23 protein-coding genes are annotated in these 23,531 nt (G+C 67.4%); 13 read left to right on the forward strand and 10 right to left on the reverse strand.

What is annotated here, in order from left to right; genetic code table 11:
- The first annotated feature begins 33 nt into the window (after window positions 1-33).
- Window positions 34-822, forward strand: coding sequence for a GNAT family N-acetyltransferase (locus AC1D1A_RS10490; RefSeq protein ID WP_476947693.1), 789 nt, complete (start codon window positions 34-36; stop codon window positions 820-822).
- 58 nt (window positions 823-880) lie between these two features.
- On the opposite strand, the gene AC1D1A_RS10495 is transcribed toward AC1D1A_RS10490, so the two are convergent.
- Both AC1D1A_RS10495 and AC1D1A_RS10500 read right to left on the reverse strand, forming a co-directional pair.
- Window positions 881-2,293 carry an AAA family ATPase gene (locus AC1D1A_RS10495; protein WP_476947694.1) on the reverse strand — a complete coding sequence of 471 codons (1,413 nt, stop codon included), beginning with the start codon at window positions 2,291-2,293 and terminating at the stop codon, window positions 881-883.
- Window positions 2,294-2,349: 56 nt separating this feature from the next.
- Entirely contained in the window at window positions 2,350-3,108 is a 759-nt protein-coding gene (locus tag AC1D1A_RS10500; protein ID WP_476947695.1) for a VOC family protein, read from the reverse strand.
- A gap of 206 nt (window positions 3,109-3,314) precedes the next feature.
- Between AC1D1A_RS10500 and AC1D1A_RS10505 the strand changes: the two genes are divergently transcribed.
- The gene (locus tag AC1D1A_RS10505) at window positions 3,315-3,647 is read left to right on the forward strand and encodes a hypothetical protein (RefSeq protein WP_476947696.1); all 333 of its coding nucleotides are present in this window, start codon (window positions 3,315-3,317) and stop codon (window positions 3,645-3,647) included.
- A gap of 484 nt (window positions 3,648-4,131) precedes the next feature.
- On the opposite strand, the gene AC1D1A_RS10510 is transcribed toward AC1D1A_RS10505, so the two are convergent.
- From AC1D1A_RS10510 to AC1D1A_RS10525, 4 genes are all read right to left on the reverse strand, one after another.
- Window positions 4,132-4,632, reverse strand: coding sequence for a DinB family protein (locus AC1D1A_RS10510; protein ID WP_476871615.1), 501 nt, complete (start codon window positions 4,630-4,632; stop codon window positions 4,132-4,134).
- Between the two features lie 67 nt (window positions 4,633-4,699).
- A complete protein-coding gene (locus AC1D1A_RS10515; protein ID WP_476947697.1) occupies window positions 4,700-5,347 on the reverse strand; it encodes an MBL fold metallo-hydrolase in 648 nt (215 codons plus the stop codon).
- 11 nt (window positions 5,348-5,358) lie between these two features.
- Window positions 5,359-6,444: an S-(hydroxymethyl)mycothiol dehydrogenase gene (locus tag AC1D1A_RS10520; RefSeq protein WP_476849334.1), complete on the reverse strand. Its 1,086-nt coding sequence runs from the start codon at window positions 6,442-6,444 to the stop codon at window positions 5,359-5,361.
- A gap of 132 nt (window positions 6,445-6,576) precedes the next feature.
- Entirely contained in the window at window positions 6,577-6,834 is a 258-nt protein-coding gene (locus AC1D1A_RS10525; protein ID WP_011692168.1) for a mycoredoxin, read from the reverse strand.
- A 260-nt stretch (window positions 6,835-7,094) separates the two neighbouring features.
- Here AC1D1A_RS10525 and AC1D1A_RS10530 point away from each other — a divergent pair, with 260 nt between their 5' ends.
- Complete coding sequence (locus tag AC1D1A_RS10530) at window positions 7,095-7,841, forward strand: SOS response-associated peptidase (protein WP_476849333.1); 747 nt, start codon at window positions 7,095-7,097, stop codon at window positions 7,839-7,841.
- A 68-nt stretch (window positions 7,842-7,909) separates the two neighbouring features.
- Here the strand turns inward: AC1D1A_RS10530 and AC1D1A_RS10535 are convergent, their stop codons facing one another.
- Window positions 7,910-8,332, reverse strand: a complete 423-nt coding sequence (locus AC1D1A_RS10535; RefSeq protein ID WP_476947698.1) for a VOC family protein — start codon at window positions 8,330-8,332, stop codon at window positions 7,910-7,912.
- Between the two features lie 14 nt (window positions 8,333-8,346).
- On the opposite strand from AC1D1A_RS10535, the gene AC1D1A_RS10540 reads away from it, so the two are divergent.
- Window positions 8,347-8,673, forward strand: a complete 327-nt coding sequence (locus AC1D1A_RS10540; RefSeq protein WP_028277548.1) for a chorismate mutase — start codon at window positions 8,347-8,349, stop codon at window positions 8,671-8,673.
- A gap of 7 nt (window positions 8,674-8,680) precedes the next feature.
- Here the strand turns inward: AC1D1A_RS10540 and AC1D1A_RS10545 are convergent, their stop codons facing one another.
- Window positions 8,681-9,067: a hypothetical protein gene (locus AC1D1A_RS10545; RefSeq protein ID WP_476849331.1), complete on the reverse strand. Its 387-nt coding sequence runs from the start codon at window positions 9,065-9,067 to the stop codon at window positions 8,681-8,683.
- A gap of 202 nt (window positions 9,068-9,269) precedes the next feature.
- Between AC1D1A_RS10545 and AC1D1A_RS10550 the strand changes: the two genes are divergently transcribed.
- From AC1D1A_RS10550 to pdxS, 6 genes are all read left to right on the forward strand, one after another.
- Window positions 9,270-9,605, forward strand: coding sequence for a DUF6504 family protein (locus AC1D1A_RS10550; protein ID WP_476947699.1), 336 nt, complete (start codon window positions 9,270-9,272; stop codon window positions 9,603-9,605).
- Window positions 9,602-13,114, forward strand: coding sequence for a DNA polymerase III subunit alpha (locus AC1D1A_RS10555; protein WP_476947700.1), 3,513 nt, complete (start codon window positions 9,602-9,604; stop codon window positions 13,112-13,114). Before AC1D1A_RS10550 ends, AC1D1A_RS10555 begins: the two co-directional genes overlap by 4 nt.
- 129 nt (window positions 13,115-13,243) lie before the next feature.
- Window positions 13,244-15,253, forward strand: a complete 2,010-nt coding sequence (gene thrS, locus AC1D1A_RS10560) for a threonine--tRNA ligase (RefSeq protein ID WP_476947701.1) — start codon at window positions 13,244-13,246, stop codon at window positions 15,251-15,253.
- 19 nt (window positions 15,254-15,272) lie between these two features.
- Window positions 15,273-15,893 (forward strand): HIT family protein, encoded by a 621-nt coding sequence (locus AC1D1A_RS10565; RefSeq protein ID WP_476849327.1) that lies wholly within the window; start codon window positions 15,273-15,275, stop codon window positions 15,891-15,893.
- On the forward strand, window positions 15,886-16,524 hold the full coding sequence (gene pgsA / locus AC1D1A_RS10570; RefSeq protein WP_476947702.1) for a phosphatidylinositol phosphate synthase: 639 nt from the start codon (window positions 15,886-15,888) through the stop codon (window positions 16,522-16,524). Before AC1D1A_RS10565 ends, pgsA begins: the two co-directional genes overlap by 8 nt.
- A gap of 208 nt (window positions 16,525-16,732) precedes the next feature.
- A complete protein-coding gene (gene pdxS / locus AC1D1A_RS10575) occupies window positions 16,733-17,659 on the forward strand; it encodes a pyridoxal 5'-phosphate synthase lyase subunit PdxS (RefSeq protein WP_026266390.1) in 927 nt (308 codons plus the stop codon).
- Window positions 17,660-17,872: 213 nt separating this feature from the next.
- Here pdxS and AC1D1A_RS10580 read toward each other — a convergent pair whose 3' ends face one another.
- Window positions 17,873-19,885 (reverse strand): M3 family metallopeptidase, encoded by a 2,013-nt coding sequence (locus AC1D1A_RS10580; RefSeq protein WP_476930893.1) that lies wholly within the window; start codon window positions 19,883-19,885, stop codon window positions 17,873-17,875.
- 82 nt (window positions 19,886-19,967) lie between these two features.
- On the opposite strand from AC1D1A_RS10580, the gene AC1D1A_RS10585 reads away from it, so the two are divergent.
- From AC1D1A_RS10585 to AC1D1A_RS10595, 3 genes are read left to right on the forward strand one after another with little or no spacing between them, the layout of a single operon-like run.
- Entirely contained in the window at window positions 19,968-21,272 is a 1,305-nt protein-coding gene (locus AC1D1A_RS10585) for a CapA family protein (RefSeq protein WP_476947703.1), read from the forward strand.
- 11 nt (window positions 21,273-21,283) lie between these two features.
- Window positions 21,284-22,159: an alpha/beta fold hydrolase gene (locus AC1D1A_RS10590; protein ID WP_476947704.1), complete on the forward strand. Its 876-nt coding sequence runs from the start codon at window positions 21,284-21,286 to the stop codon at window positions 22,157-22,159.
- A gap of 9 nt (window positions 22,160-22,168) precedes the next feature.
- Window positions 22,169-23,005, forward strand: coding sequence for an alpha/beta fold hydrolase (locus AC1D1A_RS10595; RefSeq protein WP_476858405.1), 837 nt, complete (start codon window positions 22,169-22,171; stop codon window positions 23,003-23,005).
- Window positions 23,006-23,039: 34 nt separating this feature from the next.
- Here AC1D1A_RS10595 and AC1D1A_RS10600 read toward each other — a convergent pair whose 3' ends face one another.
- Window positions 23,040-23,528 carry a GNAT family N-acetyltransferase gene (locus AC1D1A_RS10600; RefSeq protein ID WP_476947705.1) on the reverse strand — a complete coding sequence of 163 codons (489 nt, stop codon included), beginning with the start codon at window positions 23,526-23,528 and terminating at the stop codon, window positions 23,040-23,042.
- Window positions 23,529-23,531: the final 3 nt, after the last annotated feature.

Below are 23,531 nucleotides of genomic sequence, written 5' to 3' on the forward strand. Positions count from 1 at the left end.
CCGGCGTCCGGCGTGGCTGTAGGGTGGACGCCGATGACTCTTTCTGAAGAACTTCTTGTGGCGTACGACCAGCAACTCCGGACAGCTGCAGAGACGCCCGGTGCCAGCGGCGTGGAACGGCTGGGTCCGCTGCGGCTGGTGACCTTCGCAGGCGGCAGGGGCTTCGTGACCTATCAGAACCTCGATGGGGCCAACGCCCTGACGATCGCGCAGTGGGTGGCCGAAGCGCTCGCGTTTTACCGCAGCGATCCCGCAATCGTGCGGGTCGAGTGGAAAACCCGTGGTCACGATCATGCGCCCGGGCTCCACGGGGCACTGCTCGACAACGGATTTGAGCCTGATGAGACCGAGTCGATCATGATCGGACCGGCAAACGCCTTGACGGCGGACGTCCAGCTCCCGCCCGGCGTCAGCCTGCGGCCGGTGAGCGCAGAACGGGACATCCGCGCCATGAGCGCGATGCAGGACGAGGTTTTCGGCGTTGACGTCTCCGACGGCAACGCCGACGCAATCCTGAAACGCATGGCGCGCGACGACGGCATGGAACTGTGGGTAGCCGAACACGAAGGACTGATCGTGAGCGCGGGCCGCCTCGAGCCGGTGCCGGATACGGAATTCGCGGGCATCTGGGGCGGGGCGACGCGACCAGAATGGCGTGGTCAGGGTATCTACCGGGCCCTCACGGCCGCCCGGGCCCGGGCCGCGCTGACGCTCGGCAAGAGACTCATCCACAGTGACTCGACTCAATATTCGCGACCGATCCTGGAACGCTATGGATTGCTGCGAGTCTCAACGACCACCCCGTACCGCTGGCGGCGCTGAGGGCCCAAGCGCACTGGCGCGGTACGTCCTAACCCCCGGGATGGAAGGCCGCCGGCGGTCAGGGGAACGGTCCGCCCATGCCCTCAGAGCCGTCTCCGGTGCCGCTGCCGAGAAGGCTTCGGGTGAGCGCGGCGCTGTCGGCCATCAGGTCATCCACAGCCTTCTGAAGATGATGGTCCGCCACCGGCACGCCGTCCAATGCGCCGGCAACGACCGCACGGCGGACGAGTTCGCGTGCGAACGAAGCGGTGGTGCCTTCGGTGCGGGCGGCGGCGTCTTCAATCGAGTTCGGACTGAGGGGAATACCGCGGGCATACAGTTTGATCAGTGCAACCCGCTCCGCCTGGGCTGGCATGGGAATTTCCACGGCCAGGTCCACACGGCCGGGACGCTGTGCCAGGGCGCGTTCCAGCATGTCCACGCGGTTGGTGGTGAGGACGAATGCCACGTCGGCATCGCTGGCCAAACCGTCCATGGCGTCCAGCACCTCGAATAGCAGCGGCTGGGGTCCGTGCCCGAAGCTGCGGTCCTCGGCGATGAGGTCGCAGTCCTCAAGGACCACGATGGAGGGCTGCAGCGCCCTGGCCATGGTGGCGGCTTCTGAGATCCTGGCGAGCGATCCTCCCGAAAGAAGGATTGCTGTGACACCTTCGCTCCGGCTCAACAAATACCGCACCGTATGGGTCTTGCCCGTCCCCGGCCTGCCGTAGAGCAGGACGCCGCGTTTGAGGTGCTGGCCGTACCTGATCAGAGACTCGCGGTGCTCGGCGATACCTAAGGCGTGGTCCGACACTTTCTCCAGCAGGCCATCCGGCAGGATGACATCCGACGCGGCAAGGACTGGCCGTGCATGGAACGTCACCCCGGCCGCGCTGGGACCATACTCACCCATCACCAGGGAAATGACCTGTCCCTTGAGCACGCTGCGGTGCTGCATCCCACGGCGGAACTCCGAGAGGAAGCGTGCGGCCTTATCTGTAGCGCCGGCCAAAACCTCAAGGGACGCTGACTGCCGGCCATACCGGGGGTTGGCGTCCCGCTGCAGCACGGCGATGGGACTGCCTCCATGGCTGAATAGCCAGAGCCCCAGTGCCACGGCCTGCCGTTGTTCGTCCGGCCCGACAGCTAAGTTGGCGTAGTCCGGCTGGGACAGGGGGAACTGCGGATATAGCTGGGACTGCTGCAGCATGTCGCTCAGCGAGTGATGGTGGCGTTGGTCGCCGCCGCCGATGCCCACGAGCCGGAACTCAGGATCCTCGGCGGCGAGCTCTTCCATGAGGATGTCTGCGTCCACGAATCGGTGCGGCGGAATCTCCTCAACCACTACTGACACTGATTCGGCCCGGACCGCCAAATGCTCGGTGAGCGTAGTCAGCAGCTGGGTTCCCGGTTGCCCCCGACGCTGCCCGGACTGCGCGAGCTCCACGAGCCGCGCGAAATCGTCGATGAACTTCCCCAAAATTTCATCCATGGGCTGACCCTACCAGCGCCGCCAATCGGTGTGGCGCTCATGCTCTCCAGCAAGCGTCAGCCGGTGGTTGCGCTGACCGCGATGGTGCCGCCCTGGGGGTCCCTGATCACGGCGCTGCGAAATCCCGGAGTGTCCATGGGCGCCATCAAGATGCTGCCACCCAGTGTTACGGCCTGCCGGGCAATGGCGTCCGCGTCGCGGACGGCGAAATTGACGCTCCAATGCGGCGGGACCGCGACGCCGTCCGTGGCTGCCACCACCGCCACTACCCGGCCGGAGCGGAGCCACCGCGAGAAGGGGGCGTTCGGGACGGGTTCGAGTTCCCAGTCGAACATTGCACCGTAGAACGCCTGGGCCCGCCCGACATCTGTGGTGTGCAGCGAGCTCATGGCCCAGGAATTCGGCTCATTGGCCAGCTGGGCGCCGTCGTTCCCTCCTGCCTGCCGCAGGCAGAACGGGACGCCGGTGGCATCGGCGAGCACAGCAATACGGTCATCCGGGCCGGCACCAAACGGCGCCAGGCGCTTGCCCCCCGCCCGCTCGGCACGAGCCAAGGCTTCCCCGACGTTTACGACACGCACGTGGGTTATCCACCCCGGCGGCGATTGCGGCGGCGCCTGTCCGATTCCGGCAACCAGCTGACCGCGGAGGCGGGCGGCGTAGTAGAAGCCGTCGAGCCCGGGCGGCATCGGAATGGGGTCGTCGAAAGTCCAGCAGAAGAGCGGACCGTAGAAGTCCTTGGCCGCCTGGGGGTCGGGCTGCCAGGTGTCGACCCAGCACGGAGCGCCGACTGAGGAGGTATCCCGCGCTGTCATTGAAACCCTTTCTCCGGGGCCCGTTACGCCGCGAACATTGTTTCCCAAGACCGCGAGTGGATCAAGACCCAACTGCGATTCCGGCGAGGCAAACTGCCGAATCCTCCATGACCGAGGGGAAAACACCGTCGCTCGGGAAACCTGGCACCTGTGCGGTAGGCTCGCCAACATATTTCTGGCCAATTGGGGGAACCATGAATAAAGGAATGAAAACTGGAATTGCAGCCGTGGCGCTCACGCCACTTCTCGCGCTGGGGCTGTCCGCCGCATTCGGAGCATCGAAATCCGGTCCTGCTGGCACGGCAGTTGATGCCTCGAATCATCCCGAGTGCTACAACGAAGCCAGGCTGAACGATCCGAATGACTTCTGCTACCGAACGATGGGACCGTGGAACAGCACCCGGTCCTCGGACGAGGAAGTCCGGAGCATGGTGTCCGTTGAGCGAATGGTGAGGGCCGGCAAGACCGTTCAAGAGATCCAGCGTTACTACCCGGAATACGCCCCGTCCACGAAATGGGCCAGCGCATCGGCCGGTTGACCTCATCCGCATCCCACATCTTTCCGGACTGTAGAGACGGTGAGCCACGGATTACGGGGATGCCGGCCCAAAAAGCCGCAGGTTAATTGTTACTCTCTTTTCCTTTTGTGCGGCAAATGCAATTGATATTCTGATTTTGGTCATGCAGAGGCTGCTAACTTCGTTGCGGGAGTTCCTATCTCATGGCCATCAAAGTCGTTGTCGCCGGCAGTGCCGTCGCCCCGTTCACGGCGTTCGCCTTGAGATCGGACACGACATCCGGCCGGCCCGGTTCCTTGCGCGCCCCCGCTGTGCTGTGTGAGCTGGCCGGGGCGCGATTACGCCGCCGGCACGCGGAACCAGAGCCGGAACCCGGGCTTCCCTAGACCAGCGCGGATGCGGCCCTGTGAAAACCAATCGGGGGTGGCCGCATCCGCGCTCACCCGCACCCATGGTGCAATGCGGGTCTTCTGGTTTAGAACCTTGACACGGGCGGCCGGTGCCGTCAGGTGCGCGCAGCGAGGATCTGCTCGCGCAGAATATCCGCGTGGCCGCAGTGCTGGGCGAGTTCCCTGAGCATGTGCAGGTAGACCCACCGCAGCGGCAGCGGGCCGCGCCGGTTGCCTCTGACAAGGTCGTCAAGGCCGAGCGAAGCGGCCCGACGCCGTGAGTCCCCGCAGGCCTGGAGGTAGGCGGCCTGGAGGCCCGCGATGGTGTCGTCGTCCGCCAGGATGAACGATTCGTCGGGGGTGGCCGGAATGCCGATCACCGCCCGGGGCCGGCACGTGATGGCCTCGTCAAACCAGACCTTCTCCACGAAGGCGGCGTGCTTGACCAGCCCCAGAAGGGTGGTCCGCGACGGCACCAGCGAGGCCCGGGCCTCCTCTTCGGTGAGCCCGTCCAGGCAGGCGTGCAGGTCCGCACGATGCTCGTCGAGGAATGCATCGAACTGGGTACGCAGGTCCGCGGCCAGTGTTGCCGGATCCATGCTGGGGTGAGAGCTCATGGCCCCACATCCTATGGCGGAAAAGCCCGGTCCGGAAGCAGTGGACCGGGCCTTTCCGCGGACGCGGTCAGTGGCCGCGGGCGATCCATTCCTCAAGGTGCGGCGCTTCGGTGCCGATCGTTGTGGGTTCCCCGTGGCCGGTCCGGACCGTCGTGTCGGCCGGGAGCGGCAGGAGCCGGGTCCGGATGGACTCGATGATGGTCGGGAAATCGCTGAAGGATCGGCCCGTCGCCCCGGGGCCACCCTGGAACAGCGTGTCCCCGCTGAACACTGTATTTTCGCCAAGCACGGTGCCTGCGCTTTCGAGAAGGAAGCACACTGACCCGGGCGAGTGGCCGGGGGTGTGCCGTGCCACGAGTCTTGCCCCTGCGACGTCGAACGTGTCGCCGTCGGCAATGGCGTGGTCCGGCTCGGTGCCGGGGAACACCCGCTCCCACAGCATCCAGTCGTCCCGGTGCAGGTACACCGGCGCGTTCACGAGAGTCCGGACCTCGCCCACGGCGCTGATGTGGTCATCGTGGCCGTGCGTGAGCAGGATTGCGGTGACCTTCCGGCCCGAGACGGCCGCGGCCACGGCAGCGGGATCGTGGGCCGGGTCGATGATGACGCATTCGGCGTCGTCCCCGAGGATCCAGACGTTGTTCTCAACATCCCAGGTGCCGCCGTCGAGGGAAAACGTCCCGGAGGTGACCAGCCGGTCGATCCGGATGCTCACAGGGCCGGCGTTCACAGCTCCACCACCGAGCGCAGCACAGCGCCGGCATGCATCTTCGTGAAGGCCTCCTCGATCTGGTCGATCGTGATCCGCTCCGTCACGAAGGCGTCCAGGTCCAGCTTGCCCTGCCGGTAGAGGCTGATGAGTGTGGGGAAGTCGCGCGAAGGCAGGCAGTCGCCGTACCAGGAGGACTTCAGGGAGCCGCCGCGCCCGAACACATCCAGCAGCGGCAGTTCCAGGGTCATCTCGGGGCTCGGCACACCCACCAGGACCACCGTGCCGGCGAGGTCCCGGGCGTAGAAGGCCTGCTTGTATGTTTCCGGGCGGCCGACGGCGTCGATCACCACATCGGCGCCGAAACCACCGGTCAGTTCGCGGATTGCTTCGACGGGGTCGACGGCGGAGGAGTCCACCGTGTGGGTGGCGCCGAGGTCCTTGGCGCGCTGGAGCTTTTTGGCGTCGATGTCGACGGCGATCACGGTGGTGGCGCCGGCGAGCGCCGCGCCGGCGACGGCCGCCGTGCCGACTCCGCCGCAGCCGATCACGGCGACCGAATCGCCGCGCTGGACGTTTCCGGTGTTGATCGCCGCGCCGATGCCTGCCATGACGCCGCAGCCGAGCAGGCCGACGGCGGCGGGATCGGCGTCGTCGTCCACCTTGGTGCACTGGCCGGCCGCTACGAGGGTCTTTTCGGCGAAGGCACCGATGCCCAGCGCGGCCGTCAGCTCGGTGCCGTCCTCCAGCGTCATTTTCTGGGTGGCGTTGTGGGTATTGAAGCAGTACTGCGGCTGGCCCCGGCGGCAGGCGCGGCACTCGCCGCAGACGGCCCGCCAGTTCAGCACCACGCGGTCCCCGGGGGCGACCTCGGTGACGTCCGGTCCCACGGCACTGACAACGCCGGTGGCCTCGTGGCCGAGCAGGAAGGGGAAGTCGTCGTTGATGGCGCCCTGCTTGTAGTGCAGATCGGTGTGGCAGACACCGCAGGTGAGGATGTCCACGAGGGCCTCGCCGGGGCCCGGGTCCGGCACCAGGATCGTCTCCAGGGTGACGTCGGCATTCTTGGAACGGACTACTGCGGCTTTGACTTTATGGACCATGAAACAAGCTCCTCTGTTCTGGAACGCGGATTGCTGGCACAACTTACTGGTTACTGGCACAACGGGCGGCGGCGCGGCCCTTGGGAGGCCGCGCCGTCGTGGTTTGGTGGTGTCCTTGGATGCAGGAAGGGCCTAGGCGGCGAGCCGGCTCTTGACCTCAGCTGCGGAGGGGTTGGTGGCGGCGGTGCCGTCGGGGAACAGCACGGTGGGGACGGTGCGGTTGCCTCCGTTGAGCTGCTCGACGAGATCGGCCGTGCCTTCGACTTCCTCGATGTTGATCTCGGTGTACCCGATGCCCTGTGCGTCCAGCTGCTTCTTCAGCCGGTTGCAGTAGCCGCACCACGTGGTCGAAAACATAGTGATGGTGCCGGATTCGGGGGTGAAGTCCACGAAGTTCTCCTCAAGTAAGTGGATGGGGCCGGCGTATCAGGCCGGGCGCCCACTGAAGTCGTACGTCACTGCCAACAACCGTACCCTGCAGCCCGCTATTCCCGCAGAGAGCGCTGCCCCCTACGCCGTCCGACGCGACTTCGCGGTAAAGATGCGAAATCGCCGGAAAGTTCCGGCGACTTCGCACGTTTCCGGCGACCTCGGCGGGCTCAGGCGGCAGCCCTGATGACATGGGATGGGTGCGGTGGCATGCTGATGCCATGTGTGGACGCTACGTGATGGCCCGGGCCGTCGGAGACCTGCTGGCCGAATTCGATGCCGGGCTGGAGGATGAGATCGCAATTCCGCCGTCGTGGAACGTGGCCCCGACGGCGGATGTGCCGATCCTGCTCGAACGGCTTGTGGAGGGAGAACCGGTCCGCCAACTGCACATTGCGCGCTGGGGCCTGGTGCCGTCCTGGGCCAAGGACCCGGGCATCGGGTCCAAGATGATCAATGCCCGCAGCGAGACCGTGCTGGAGAAGCCCGCCTTCCGGAAAGCGACCCGCGCCCGCCGCTGCGCCGTCCCGGCGGATGGCTACTACGAGTGGAAGGGCGAGGGCCGCACCAAGCAGCCCTACTACGTCCATCCCAAGGACGGACGCCCCATTGTCTTCGCGGGACTCTATGAATGGTGGCGGGACCCGTCCAAGGCAGAGGGTGATCCGGAGCGCTGGATGCTCTCGACCTCGATCATGACCACCGACTCGCCGCCGGAGGGCTACGCCGGGGGAATGCTGGCCGAGCTGACCGCGCTGCATGACAGGGTTCCGCTGCCCATGAACCGCGAGACCATGCAGACGTGGCTGGACCCGCAGGCGGATGATGCGGCCGGGCTCGTGGATCTGGTCCGGGCCGGGGCGCACGACGTCGCGGAAGGCTGGACGATCGACGCCGTCGGCACCGCCGTCGGGAACGTCAGGAATGACTCACCGGAACTCATCCAGCCGGTGGGGAGCCTGTTCTAGCGGTACGCCGGCCTGTCTGGCGGCTGCCCGGCGGCTGCCAAGGCACGGGGCGGCACTGGTTACCTGAGTCAGAGCGTTACTTTGCCGCCGCCGTCGACCGACCAGTCGGGGTTGAAGGCGACCTCCCAGCGGTAGCCGTCGGGATCGGCGAAGTAGCCGGTGTAGCCGCCCCAGGGCTGGGTCTTCGGTGCCGCAACGATGCGGGCTCCCGCGGTCCCGGCTTCGGCCATCACCCGGTCGACGTCCGCCGTGCCGGCCAGGTTGTGGCTGAGCGTGATGCACGCAATGCCGGCAGGGGGATCGGTGGCCGCCTCGGTCTGCATTTGACCCGCGTCCCAGAGCGAAAGGATGAGGCCGTGGTTGACCTGGATGAAGAGCACCTCCCCGGGGACTTCCCGGTGGACCGGCCATCCGAGGCCATCGACGTAGAAGCGGCGTGAGGCGTCAACACTGCGGACACCTAGCGATATGAAGTCGACTCGTGGCTGCATCTTTCGATACTGTCATGCACATGCCCACAAATCACGCAGACGACAAGGCCGCCCAGGCCGACCGCGAACAGCTCGCCGCCGTGCGGGTGGCTGTTGACGAGGTGGACGAGCAGATCGTGTCCTTGATCGGGCGCCGGGAACGGCTGATCCGGATCGCCGGGACCCTCAAGGCGGACAGCGCCGAGGTCCGTGCGCCCGGGCGTGTGGAGCGGGTCATCGAACACGTCCGCGCCACGGCGGAAAAGAAGGACATCGACGTCGAACTTGTCGAGAAGACCTACCGGGCGATGATCGATGCCTTCATCACGCTCGAGCTGGAAGTGTACAAGTCCAGCTCCTAGAAGATGCCTAGAGGGCTTCTTCGACAGGCACGTTGGCCTGGTAGTCCCGGCCGTCACAATCGCTGAAGGCCGTCATGAGATGGCCCTTGGGCAGGCCAAGCACAGTCGTAAGCGGGAAATGGCCGGTAATGGTGTTGCCCGAGTGTTCGACCCCCTTGAGGTCGAAATTTTCCTCGGTGCCGTCGTGGCTGAAGCAGTAGAAGGACACGGCTTCGCCGTTCATGAACTCGATCCCCATCCTGCGCTGGTGGGAATAGTCCGGGGTGGCTGCCAAGAGCCCCACCACGTAGGCGCCCTGGCCGGGGATGTTTCCGTCTATATCAAAAGTCGCCACCAAGGTTGGATCCTTGGCGGCGATGCTTACGTGCTTCAGGAGTGCGTTATGGGAGCTCATGGCTCAATCCTGCTACCTGTACCTGCGTGAGTCCACCCCCGATCTGGGTTTTGTCGCCTCTCCGACGTAGACTGATTTTATTCGAAGATATGTTCGAATAAATTCATGGGGCCTGGAACTGGGGGCGCCGGAAGCGGAATGGACGTAGGAAGTCGAAGCGGGGACTGGGCCGGCTCCAGCCCGGACTGGGTCGGGAGGCAACGTGGGTATTTTCAGCGAGTCCGTGGAGGTCGTCTGCACGCCCTCGGGCCAGCCCCTGCGCCTCGACTGGGCCGGCCGGCGCTACACGGTCTGCGCGGACCCCGTCCGCTGGTACGAACGCCGCCAATGGTGGGCCGAGGAACGCCGGGCGCCACTCGGAAGCGGGCCGGGCCTGGTGGACCATGAGATCTGGCGGGTCCAGGTGCGTGCGGCCGGGGATCACGCCGCGGATTCCACCCTCACCCTTGACCTGACCCGGCATGTCGGCAGCGGCCGGTGGCGGCTCCTGAAGATCCACGACGCCCTGCAGCCCCTCCGGAAGCCCGAATCAGCATGAGTTTCACCCATCTGCACGTCTCCACCGCGTTCAGCGCCCACTATGGCGTCTCCTGGCCGGAGGAACTTGCCGCCGCGGCCGCCGCTGACGGCGCCACCGCGCTGGCCTGCACGGACCGCGACGGCCTGTACGGAACCGTCAAGCACCTGAAGGCGTGCATGGCAGCCGGGCTGGATGCAATCGTCGGGGTGGACCTTGCAGTCTTTGACGACGACGGCGACCACCGTACCCAGCTCGGGGGACGCGTCGTCGTGCTGGCGCACGGACACAACAACGGTGCCGGCTACCGGGCGCTGTGCCGGCTGATCTCCGACGCCCACGCCCGCACCACGGGCAAGGCCGGGGGAATAGTGCCGGTGGCCGTCACCCGGGCGGAACTGGCCTCCCGCACCCTGCACCCGGAAACCCTGAAGCCGGTCCTGACAGTGCTGATCGGCCCGGACTCCGACGTCGGCCGGGCCATGGGCGGCCGGCGCTACCTGCGGCCCCGCACCCTGTTCAAACGATGGCTGGACGCCATGCCCCCCGGAACGCTGGCGGCAGAGGTTGTGTCCCAGCTCAGCCCGCCCGGGGAACCGCTGAGCACCGCCCACGCGGTGCGCATGCTCAAACTCGCCGCAGAACACGGGGTGCCCGCCGTGCTGAGCAACGCTGTGCGGTACGTGGCTGAGGACGGCGCGGCCACCGCCGATGTGCTGGACTCGGCCCGGACACTGAAATCCCTCCCCGAGCTCTCGGCCGCCCCGCTTCTGCAGCCCAACGGGCAGGGCTGGCTCAAATCGGCGGCCCGGATGCTGCAGCTGGGCAAGGAGATCATCCACGCCGCCGGCTACGGCACGGCGGACTTCAAGCGGCTCCTGGCCCAGACCGAGGCGCTCGCGGACCGCTGCCGCATGGATCCGGAAGCCGACATGGGTTGGAAACAGCCCGTGGTCCCGGAGGCATCCGTGATCGGGATCGACGGCGACGCGCTCGCCGAACTGACCCTGCGGTGTGAGGCCGGCATCGGCCGCCGCTTCCCGGGCATTTCCGGGCAGCGGGAACAGCAGCTGAGGGCCAGGCTGGAGCATGAGCTCCGGATCATCGACTCGCTGGGCTTCGCCTCGTACTTCCTGACCGTCGCAGAGGTCTCCCGGATGATCCTGGCCCTGGGCGTCCGGGCGGCCGCGCGCGGTTCGGGCGCCTCCAGCCTGGTCAACTACCTGATCGACATCAGCCAGGTGAACCCGCTCGAGCACGACCTCATCTTTGAACGCTTCCTCTCCCGCGACCGCGCCACGCTGCCGGACATAGACATCGACGTCGAAAGCGCCGAACGGCACAACGTCTACCGGAAGATCTTTGAGCGCTTCGGCGCCGAACGCGTCACGCTGATGAGCATGCAGAACGGGTACCGCGCTCGCGGTGCCGTGCGCGATGCCGGCCTGGCCCTGGGCATGGACGACGGCGAGGTCGGGGAAATCGCCAAGCAGCTGTGGCGGTTCTCGGCCCGGCACTTCCGCGAAGCCCTCGTGGAGAAACCCGAGCTGAAGGAATTCGCGGACCGGGTGGAGCAGCGAGGCTTCTCCGAGAACCAGCAGCTGGACCTGCTGGTGGACCTCACGGAGCGGCTGGACCGGCTGCCCCGCCACATCTCCATGCACCCGTGCGGCGTCATCCTCGGCGATGCCACCCTGCTGGACCGCACCCCCGTGCAGCCCAGCGGCCTGGGCCTGCCCATGAGCCAGTTCGACAAGCACGACATGGACCCCATGGGCATGCTGAAACTCGATGTCCTTGGCGTCCGGATGCAGAGCGCCATGGCCTTCGCCGTCCGGGAAGTCATCCGGCTCCACCCGTCCAAGGCCGAGGTGGTGGCCGCCGGCGCGCATCCGGCCGGCCCGGACGGGACCGGCCCGGACTACATCGCCGAGGACGGTCACATCGACCTCAATGCGGTCCCGCTCGACGACGAACCCACCTTTGAGCTGATCCGCAGCACCCACACCCTGGGCTGCTTCCAGATCGAGTCCCCTGGCCAGCGCGAACTGATCGGCAAGTTGGCCCCCCGGGAATTCAACGACCTCATCATTGACATCTCGCTGTTCCGTCCAGGCCCGATGAAATCCGACATGGTCCGGCCCTTCCTGGAGCACCGGCACGGATTCGCCCCCGAGGTCTACCCGCACCCGGACCTCAAACCTGTCCTTCAGGAAACCCACGGGGTCACGGTCTTCCACGAACAAATCCTCAAGACCTTCGACGTCATGACCGGGTGCGGGCTGGCGAGGGCCGACGAGTTCCGCCGTGCGCTGGGCAACGACGTGTTGGAAGCCAGGGTGGAGGAGTTTTTCCGGAAGGAGGCGCGGGCCCGGAATTACAGTCCCGAGGTAGTGGACAAGGTCTGGGGCACGCTGAAGGCCTTTGGCAGCTTCGGGTTCTGCAAGGCCCACGGAGCCGCCTTCGCCGTGCCCACCTACCAGTCGGCCTGGCTGAAGGCACACCACCCGGAGGCGTTCCTCGCCGGGCTGTGGGAACACGACCCCGGAATGTACCCCAAACGCCTGCTCGTGGCCGAGGCCCGCCGGCTGGGGATCCCCATCCTTCCCCTCGACATCAACCGGAGCCAGGCCGAGTACCGGGTGGAGCGGGTGGAATCCGGACCAGACCGGGGCAGGCTGGGCATCCGGCTGAGCCTGAACGGCATCTTCGGGCTCTCCGGCGCCGAGCTGAAGCGGATTGTGGCCGGCCAGCCCTACGACTCCCTGGCGGACCTGAGGGCCAGGTCGCGGCTCAGCCGGCCCAGCATCCAGCGACTGGCCCAGCTGGGCGCCTTCGATTCGCTGCACCGGGCGTCCGGGGGAGAAGCCAACCGGGCGGATCTTGTCCAGCACCTGCAAAAACTCCAGGCCCGCCCCCTCCGTAAGGGCGTGGAAGTCATTCAGGGCCAGCTGGCGTTGCCGCTGGGGGACGTGGAGTTGACGAACCTCAAGGCGGCACTGCCCGCACCCAGCATGGTGGATAACGTCCGCGCGGAACTGGACCTGATGGCTGTGGACGTCAGCGAGCACCTCATGACCAGCCACCGCCCGCTGCTGGACCGGCTGGGCGTCACCACCGCGGACAAGCTGCTGGGACTGCGCAACGGCACGGAGGTGCTGGTGGCCGGGGTCCGGGTGGCCACCCAGACCCCGCCCATGAGGGGCGGCCGGCGGGTGGTGTTCATCAGCGTCGACGACGGCACGGGCTGTGTGGATTCGGTGTTCTTCCACGAGGCGCAGGAGCAGTCCGGACCCTTGCTGTTCGGCACCCGCCTGCTCCTGATCCGCGGCACCACCCGCCGGACCGGGCCGCGGGGGATCAGCATCAGCGCCTCCATGGCCTGGGACCTCAGCCGCCCGGAGACCCTCCCGTTTCCGGCATCGGCTCCCGGCGCCGCCGGCCGGCAGGAGCCTTACCTGTCCGGCCCCCTGTCCAGCCCCCTGGACGGGATCAGCAGGAACCTCGCCATCACCGGGCTGGGCGGCTGACCGGCCGGCGGTGCGGCTCGCTCGTGGCGCGTTGGTTGGCCTCTGGAGAAACCGATAGCATGGACGAGGCTGGCTGTGGTCCCCGTACGCCACAAGCTACGAAGCCTTAACTTTGAATAGGAGACACCCGTGTCAGATGCCCAGCAGATCACCCTTCTCGTCGACGGCGAAGAGACCAAGGTGACTACCGGGACCACCGGCGCGGAACTCTTCTTTGAGCGCCGCGACGTCGTTGTGGCCCGCGTTAACGGCGAGTTGAAGGACCTGGACCAGCCCCTTCCCGAGGACGCCAATGTCGAGGGCGTCACCATTGATTCCCCGGACGGGCTCAACGTCCTGCGCCACTCCACGGCCCACGTCATGGCCCAGGCCGTGCAGCAGCTGCGCCCCGACGCCAAGCTCGGCATCGGCCCCTACATCACGGACGGCTTCTACTTCGACTTCGACGTCGCGGAACCGTTCACCCCGGAAGACCTCCGCCAGCTCGAAAAGATGATGCAGAAGATCATCAACCAGAACCAGAAGTTCGTTCGCCGCGTGGTGTCCGAGGACGAGGCCCGCGAAGCGATGAAGGACGAGCCCTACAAGCTCGAACTGCTGGGCAGGAAGAATGACGCCGCCGAGGCCGGCGAGGGCGTCAACGTCGAGGTCGGCGCCGGCGACATCACCATTTACGACAACGTGGACCGCAAGAGCGGCGACAGCATCTGGTGCGATCTGTGCCGCGGCCCGCACCTGCCGAACACCAAGCTGATCTCCAACGCCTTTGCCCTGACCCGCTCCTCGGCCGCCTACTGGCTGGGCAACCAGAACAACCAGCAGCTGCAGCGCATCTACGGCACCGCCTGGCCCACCAAGGACGCGCTCAAGGCCTACCAGGAGCGCATTGCCGAGGCCGAGCGCCGCGACCACCGCAAGCTCGGCGCGGAGCTGGACCTGTTCTCCTTCCCGGACGAGCTCGGCTCCGGTCTGCCGGTCTTCCACCCCAAGGGCGGCATTATCCGCAAGGCCATGGAGGACTACTCCCGCCAGCGCCACGTCGATGCCGGCTACGACTTCGTCTACACCCCGCACATCACCAAAGGCCACCTCTACGAAGTCTCCGGCCACCTGGACTGGTACCGCGAGGGCATGTTCCCGGCAATGCACATCGACGCGGAACTGAACGAGGACGGCACCGTGCGCAAGCCCGGCCAGGACTACTACCTCAAGCCGATGAACTGCCCCATGCACAACCTGATCTTCCGGTCCCGCGGCCGCTCCTACCGCGAACTGCCGCTGCGGCTCTTCGAGTTCGGCTCGGTCTACCGCTACGAGAAGTCCGGCGTGGTGCACGGCCTGACCCGCGTCCGGGGCATGACCCAGGACGACGCCCACATCTACTGCACCCGCGAGCAGATGAAGGACGAGCTCACCAGCACGCTGAACTTCGTCCTCGGCCTGCTCAAGGACTATGGCCTGGACGACTTCTACCTCGAGCTCTCCACCAAGAACGAGGACAAGTTTGTAGGCGACGACGCCACATGGGACGAAGCCACCCGCACCCTCGCCGAGGTGGCCGAAGCCTCCGGGCTCGAGCTCATCCCGGATCCGGGCGGAGCGGCATTCTACGGCCCCAAGATTTCCGTCCAGACCAAGGACGCGCTCGGCCGAACCTGGCAGATGTCCACCATCCAGCTGGACTTCAACCTGCCCGAACGCTTCGAACTCGAGTTCCAGGCCGCCGACGGCACCCGGCAGCGGCCCGTGATGATCCACCGCGCCCTGTTTGGCTCGGTGGAGCGCTTCATGGGCGTGCTCACCGAGCACTACGCCGGTGCCTTCCCCGCCTGGCTGGCACCGGTCCAGGTGGTGGGCATCCCGGTGGCGGAGGCATTCAACGACTACATGTTCGACGTTGTGGACCAGCTCAAGGCGGCCGGCATCCGCGCCGAGGTGGACATCTCCTCGGACCGTTTCCCGAAGAAGATCCGCACGGCCAGCAAGGACAAGGTCCCGTTCGTGCTGATCGCCGGCGGGGACGATGCCGAGGCGGGTGCCGTGTCCTTCCGCTTCCGCGACGGCAGCCAGGACAACGGCGTGCCCGTGTCCGAGGCCGTACAGCGGATCGTCGACGCTGTCCGAAACCGGACCAGCTAGGCAGACGGAAGGGCAGCGCGTGCAGGAAACCACAGGGGCCGGGCCGGAGTATCCGGGCGACCACGCCGTGACGGACGACTTCAGCCTGGCCGGGGTCCCGGACGCTTTCCAGCGCCTGTGGACCCCGCACCGGATGGCGTACATCAAGGGCGGCCAGCATCAGTTCAAGAACCCGGACGACTGCCCGTTCTGCGCCGCGCCCGAGCGTGGCGATGAGGACTCCCTGATCGTCTACCGGGGAAGGACGAGCTACGTGGTGCTGAACCTCTTTCCGTACAACCCGGGCCACCTGCTGGTCTGCCCCTACCGGCACATCCCGGACTACACGGACCTCACGGTCGAGGAAACGGCGGAATTCGCCGAACTGACCCAGACGGCCATGCGGGTGCTGCGCAAAGTCGCCAACCCTTCCGGTTTCAACCTGGGCATGAACCAGGGCGTCACCGGCGGGGCGGGCATCGCCGGCCATCTGCACCAGCACGTGGTGCCGCGCTGGGGCGGTGATGGAAATTTCTTCCCCATCATTGCCCAGACAAAGGCGGTCACGCAGACCCTCGGTGAGGTCCGTCAGCAGGTCGCCGACGCGTGGCCGCAGGAAATGCCCGCGCCGCAGGACACAGCGGGGGAGAAGGATGCTTAACAGGCACGCCCGGGGCTTCTTCACCGCCCTGTTTTCCCCGGTTGCCCGCTGGCTGCTGAGGATCGGGGTCTCTCCCGACGCCGTGACCGTGGTCGGCACGCTCGGCGTCGTGATCGGCTCTCTCGTGTTCTACCCGCTCGGGCAGCTCTTCTGGGGGACCGTGTTCATCACGGCGTTCATTTTCTCCGACGTTATTGACGGCATCATGGCCCGGATGCAGCACCGCGGCGGCCGGTGGGGCAATTTCCTGGACTCCACCCTTGACCGCGTGGCCGACGGCGCCCTGTTCGCCGGCGTCGCCGTCTGGTTCTTCACCGGCGGCGCCAACCCGGCCGTCGCCGTCGCCGCGATTCTCTGCCTGGTGCTCGGCATGGTGGTCTCCTATGCGCGGGCCAAGGCCGAGGCCCTGGGCTTCCACGCCAACGTGGGCATCGCCGAGCGCGCCGAGCGCCTCGTGTCCGTGCTGGTGGTCACGGGGCTCACCGGACTGGGCCTGACCCCGGTGGTGCTCTTCGTGACGCTGTGCCTTCTCGCTACAGCGAGCCTGGTGACGGTGATCCAGCGCATCGTGACAGTGCACCGCCAGTCGCTGGCGGAACCCGAAGGTACCGCCACGGAACGTCCCGCCTGACAGCGCCAGGCGGCACCCCGGCGGCCGCGCCGAATCCCTGTCCCCGCGCGAGATTCGACTGCTGTAACCCGAATTCTGCCGCGCCCCGGCCGGGGGATAGTATTAGCTTTACCGGCCAATGGATCCGGTAATCCGGTGTGTGCGAGACACGGCATGAACGTGCCGTCCGCGCCCCGGCGAGGTCATCTATCTACCCATAGGGGTTTTTGTGTCTACACCTGATGTAAGCAGCGAAGCCGGCGCGTCCGCGAAGAACGTCACGGGCAGCAGCCGCGTCAAGCGCGGCATGGCTGAGATGCTCAAGGGCGGCGTCATCATGGACGTCGTCAACGCCGAGCAGGCCCGCATCGCCGAAGACGCCGGTGCCGTGGCCGTGATGGCGCTGGAACGTGTTCCGGCCGATATCCGCGCCCAGGGCGGCGTGTCCCGCATGTCCGATCCCGACATGATCGACAAGATCATTGCGGCCGTGTCCGTGCCCGTCATGGCCAAGGCCCGGATCGGGCACTTCGTCGAGGCGCAGGTGCTGCAGTCCCTCGGCGTGGACTACATCGACGAGTCCGAGGTCCTGACCCCGGCGGACTACACCAACCACATCGACAAGTGGAACTTCACCGTTCCGTTCGTCTGCGGTGCGACCAACCTGGGCGAGGCCCTGCGCCGGATCAACGAGGGCGCGGCGATGATCCGGTCCAAGGGCGAGGCCGGCACCGGGGACGTCTCCAACGCCACCACGCACATGCGCCAGATCCGTGCCGAGATCAAGAAGCTCGCCGGCATGGCCGAGGACGAGCTCTACGTCGCGGCCAAGGAGCTGCAGGCTCCGTACGAACTGGTCAAGGAAGTTGCCGCGACCGGCAAGCTCCCGGTGGTGCTGTTCACCGCCGGCGGCATCGCCACCCCGGCCGACGCCGCGATGATGATGCAGCTCGGCGCCGACGGCGTGTTCGTCGGCTCCGGCATCTTCAAGTCCGGCAACCCGGCCCAGCGTGCCGCCGCCGTCGTGAAGGCCACCACGTTCTACGACGACCCGGACGAGATCGCCAAGGCCTCCCGCGGCCTGGGCGAGGCCATGGTCGGCATCAACGTCGACGAGATCCCGCAGCCGCACCGCCTCGCCGAGCGCGGCTGGTAGCGTTCGCGCCTTTGGCGGCGCCGGACGGCGCTGATCCTCTGCGTGCTATTCCCCGCGCCCTGTTGGCAGCTGAGCGGCTGCCCGGGGCGCGGGGCCCCTTTTACGCACGCTGCCGGATCACGCCGCCCTTCGCCTTGCGCTTCTGATTGAACGACGACGCCGGGCGGTCACCTTCTTAGGTGACCGCCCGGCGTCGTTTGCGTTCTGCGGGGGTTAGTCGAGGCCGCGGCGCTTCAGCAGCGGCCCGAGATCCGAGTCCCGGCCGCGGAAGGCGCGGAAGGACTCCAGCGGGTCCCGGCTGTTGCCGCGGGAAAGCAGTTCGGCGCGGAAGAAATTGCCGTTCGCGCGGCTGAGGCCGCCGTTTTCCTTGAACCATTCCACGGTGTCAGCGTCCAGGACCTCGCTCCAGATGTAGGAGTAGTAGCCGGCGGCATACCAGCCTCCCGCGAAGATGTGCTGGAAGTAGCCGGTCCGGTAGCGCGGCGGGATCAGGCTGTGCGCCACGCCGGCCGCGGCCAGCGCCTTCGCTTCAAACTCGACGGCGTCATCCGGGATGTCAGAGCCGTCCAGGACATGCCACGCCAGGTCCAGCAGGGCCGCGCCGAGGTATTCCGTGGTGCCGAAGCCTTCGCCCCAAAGCTGGGCGGCGTTGAGCTTGTCCACGGTCTCCTGCGGCAGGGGTTCGCCGGTGGCGTGGTGCCGGGCATAGTTGGCCAGGACTTCGGGCCACATGATCCACATTTCGTTGACCTGCGAAGGGTATTCCACGAAGTCCCGCGGCACGTTCGTGCCGGAGAACCGAGGATAGGTGACGGCGGAAAACAGGCCGTGCAGGGCGTGGCCGAACTCGTGGAAGGTGGTGCGGAGCTCGTCCAGCGTCAGCAGGGTGGGCTCGCCGGCCGGCGGCTTGGAGATGTTGAGGTTGTTGATCACCACAGGTCGGGTGTTCAAGAGCCCTGACTGCTCCACGAGGGAATTCATCCACGCGCCCCCGCGCTTCGTCTCCCGCGTGTAGTAGTCGCCCAGGAAAAGGCCCAGGTCCGTGCCGTCGGAATTCTTAACCTCCCAGACGCGCACGTCCGGGTGGTAGCCGGCGAGGTCGGCGCGTTCGTGGAAGGTGACGCCGTACAGGGCGTTTGCCGCGAAGAACACGCCATCATTCAAAACCCGGTCCAGCTCGAAGTAGGGGCGCAGGGCCTGTTCGTCCACGGCATACCGCTCCCGCTTGACCTTGGCAGAGTAATACGCCCAGTCCCAGGCCTCGAGGGGGTGGCCGGCGGTCCCGGCCAGCGCCTCGGCCTCTGCGTCGGCATTGCGGACGGCTGCGGGGGCCAGCCGGCTCATCATTGCCTGGACGGCCTGGAAGTCCGGTGCCGTCTGCCGGTCCACGCTGAGTTCGGCGAAGTTCGCGAACCCGAGAAGGCTGCCCTTCTCGGCGCGGAGCCGGACCATGTCCTTGACCAGGTCGAGCACATCGAAGCTTCCGCCGTCGCTGCCGCGGCCGATGGAGGCCTCGTAGAGGCGACGGCGGATTTCCCGGTTCGCCAGCGCGGCCATGGCAGGCTGGTTGCTCGGCTGGATCAGGGTCAGCAGGAACTTTCCCTCGTGCCCGGCGGTCCGGGCGGCCTCGGCGGCGCTGGCGACGTCGTCGGCGGGCAGGCCCGCGAGGTCGGCGGCGTCATCCAGCAGCAGGGCAGCGGACTTCATGCCCTCCTTGACGCGCTGCCCGAACTCGGTGCCGAGCCGGGAAAGCTCGGCGTTGACGTCCCTGAGGCGCTCCTGGCCGGCGTCGTCGAGCTGGATGCCGGAGGCCCGGAACTCCTTGAGGTATTCCTCCACGAGCCGGGCGGACTCCGCGTCCAGGACCGTTGCGTCCAGCGCCGCGAAGCGCTCGTAGAGCCCGCGGTTGAGGTAGACGGCGTCCTGGTGGGCGGCGAAGAGCGGGGACAGGCGGGTCTCGAGGTCGCGGATGGTGTCCGAGGCGTCTGCGGACACCAGCGTGAAGAAGGACGCGGCGGCCCGGTCCAGGAGCCGGCCGGAGCGTTCCATGGCGAGGGCCGTGTTTTCGAAGGTCGGGGCCGCCGGGGTGTCCACGATGGCCTGGATTTCGGCAAGGTGCTCGGCCAGGCCGGCCTCGACGGCCTCGGCGTAGTGCGCGTCGTCGATATCCGCAAACGGCGGCAGTCCATAGGGCAGGGTGCTGGGGCTCAGGAGGGGATTGGTCATGAAATGACTCTTTCATGCAGGCGGCCGCTTCTCAACGATCGGCTCCGTGTGTTGTGATGCCGCCCACCATAGGATGAGCGGCATGGAGAACACGACCGCGAGGCCGCGGGGCCGGATCCTGACCGCAGCAACGGCCGTTGTTCTCGGGTCGATGCTGGCATCCTGCGGACTCCTCGCCGGGCCGGATAAGCCCCCGGGTCCCACGGCCGGCGGTACCGGGGGAACGTCCGACGTTACCCAGCCGCCGTCGGGCACCCCGACTCCGACTCCGACCCCGACTCCGACCCCGACTCCGACCCCGACGCCGACGCCGACGCCGACGCCGACGCCCGGGAAGGGGCCAGGCTGTGCGGCCGCCCGGTGCGCCTCCGTCCTCGTCACCGGGGACATGCTGGTCCACCCCCAGCTCTGGCAGCAGGCCCGCGAGGACGCCCGCGCCGCCGGCGCGACGGGGCTGGACTTCGGGCCGCTGCTGGAGGGCCAGCGGCGCTACATCGAGCAGAGCGACGTGGCGATTTGCCATCTGGAGACCCCGGTGGCCGGCCCGGACGGACCATTCTCCGGGTATCCCTCCTTCAACGTTCCGCCGCAGATCATCACCGCCGTGCGCGGCGTGGGCTATCAGGCCTGCACGACCGCCAGCAATCACACCGTTGACCGCGGCACCGCGGGACTCGTCCGTACCCTGGACGCCCTCGACGCCGCCGGACTCCGGCACACGGGCTCGTACCGGACCGAGGCAGAGTCCCAGGGCATCCTGATCCTGCAGACCGCCGCGGCCAAAATCGCCGTCATTGATGCCGCATATGGCCTCAACGGGCTGCGCGCCGAGCAGCCCTGGCAGGTCGACCTGCTCGATCCCGACGCCATGATTTCCAAAGCACGCAAGGCCAGGGCTTTGGGCGCGGACATTGTGCTGGGGGTCATGCACGCCGGGGAGGAGTACTCAGCCGAGCCCAACACCCAGCAGCGCGACGTCGCCCATGCGCTCGTGGACAGCGGCCTGTTCAGCCTGATCTACGGCCACCACAGCCATTCGGTGCTGCCGATCGAAAAGTACAAGGGAACCTGGATTGTGTATGGGCTCGGCAACGGCATCACCGAGCTCTCGCCGTCGTTCGTGGTCAACAACGAGGGCCTGTTGGTCCGGGTGCAGTTCAGCCAGGACGCGTCCGGGTCCTGGGCCGCCTCGGACCTGGCCTGGGCACCGTCGGTGATGGTCCGCGGACCCTACCGCTGGTGTTCGGTGGCGGCCGACGCGCCGCAGGGCCGTTGCGCCGGAACGGCGGCGGACGCAGCCACGCGCCGGCGCACCGCGGCCGTGCTGGAGTCGATGGGSGCCGCGGCGGCGGGCGCCCATGAGCTTATTCTCACCCCGGGGTCCTAAGCTTGGGCAGCATGGAGATGATCAACGAACGGCGGAGCACCGTCGCGTCCAGCGGGGCTGAGCTTGCAGTGTTCGAGTATGGCAGGGAGCCGGGACCGGAAGTGCCGACGCTGCTGCTGGTACACGGCTATCCGGACGATCATCAGGTCTTCCTGCCGGCCATCCGTGATCTGGCCCGAAGCCACCACGTGGTCGCCTACGACACCCGGAACGCGGGCGCGTCCGCCGTCGTCGGCCTCCCCGGGGACTTCACCCTGAAGACGCTCGTGGATGACATGTTCGCCGTGCTGGCCGCCGTCGGCGCCACGGACGTCCATCTTGTGGGCCATGACTGGGGCTCGATCCAGGGCTGGGCCGCCGTCCAGGACCCCAGGGCCGCGGGCCTGATCGGCCGGTACACGTCCATCTCGGGCCCGGACCTGCGGCACTTCGCCCGCTGGGTGCGGAGCCGGTATGCACGTCCCCGGGCGTGGCCGCAGCTGGCCGGACAATTGGCCCGCAGCTGGTACATCGCCGCGTTCCTTGTGCCGAAGCTGCCGGAGGCCGCCTGGCGCCTCTTCCTCACGAAACGCTACGGGCAGATGGCCAAGCGCGACGTCGGCGATGATCCCATCCGCGGCTTGGCTCTTTACCGCGCAAATTTCTTCTCGGCGGTGAACTGGCCGGCCGGCGGCCGCGTGACGCTGCCCGTCCAGGTGGTGGTGCCGCTGAAGGATTCCTTCCTGTCGCCGGGCCTCGTGGACGGACTGGATTCCTGGGTGGATGACCTCACGGTGATCCGGGTGGACAGCGGCCACTGGTGGCCGGCATCCCGGCCGGCGGAGTTCGCGGAGCTGCTGCGGCAGCCGCAGCCGACGCCGCAGCCGACGACTCAGATATCACCGTAGGCCGGCGCCATGGCCCGGGTAAACCGGCGGGATCGGGAATCCCGGAGCGGGACGTTCAGCAACGGGATGGAATACCTGACGTGGGGCCGGGGCCCGAAGACGCTCTTGTTCGTCCAGGGCGGACCGGGGAGCTTCGTGCCCCAGGGGGTGCTGCGCGGACTGTTCCGGCGGGAGTTTGCCGCCTATCAGGAGGCCGGGTACGCCATCTGGATTGTCACCCGCCGGCGGAACATGCCGGCGTCGCACACCAGCGCCGACATGGCGGACGACTACGCCCAGCTGATCGCCGAGGAGTTCGGCGGCCGGGTCGGCCTGGTGGTGGCCGAGTCATTCGGCGGGATGATCGGGCAGTACCTGGCCGCCCGCCATCCCGAGTCCTTCGGGCACATCGCGATGGTGGTCACGGCGGCCGAACTGAGCGCGTGGGGCAAAGACGTGGACGAGCGGATGGCCGCCGCCGTCGCTGCCGGAGACCCAGGCCGCGCCGGGACGGTCCTGGCCGAGTACCTCTTACCGGGGCCGCGGACCCGCTGGCTGCGGGAACTGCTGGGACCTGTCGTCGGCCGGCGCGTGCTGGACCCCTCCGGATGCCCCGCCGCGGACGTCCTGACGGAGGCGCGGGCCGAGTTCGCGTTTGATGCGCGGGCGGTACTGCCGCTCATTCGTCCGCCCGTCCTGCTGCTCTGCGGCGGCCGGGACGCGTTCTTCCCGAGGACGGTTGCGGAGGAGACCGCGCAATTGATTCCAGACTGCACCCTGATCGTCTACGAGCGATGGGGCCATATCCGGGCAGGATCGAGCCGGCGGGTGCCGCGCGATGTCCTGGCTTTCGTCCGGAGCCGATGACGGCAGGCGGGGCCCATGGAAGGCTGCCGGGCAGCTACCCGGCGTCCAGGAGCAGGGACATGAAGACGCTGTTGGGGTCGGCTTCGTAGCCGGCAAACGGCGGGCAGTCCGTGAAGCCGTGCCGCTCGTACAGCCGCCGCGCGGGGGCGAAGAACTCCTGGCTCCCCGTCTCCAGGAACAAGCGTTCGTAGCCGCTGTGCCGGGCCTCGGCCAGGAGGTGGCGGAGCAGCGCCGACGCAACGCCGCGCCCGCGGGCTGCATTCGCGGTGCGCATTGACTTGATCTCGGCGTCGCCGGGAGCCAGGTGTTTCAGTGCCGCGCAGCCCAGGAGCCGGGAGTCCTGCCGGGCGGTCCAGAAGCTGATGCCGGGTCCGGCCAGGGCGGCAGGATCAAGGGCGTGGACGCTTTCCGGCGGGGAGGTCGCGTACATGTCGGCGAGGTGTTCGCCCAGGAGTTGCAGGACGTCCTCGCGCTCCGGGGTGTCGCGCCCAATCCGGACCGTGCCGCCCTCGGCGCCTGCCACCTG

It is taken from the genome of Arthrobacter sp. P1_B9 (assembly GCF_056406495.1).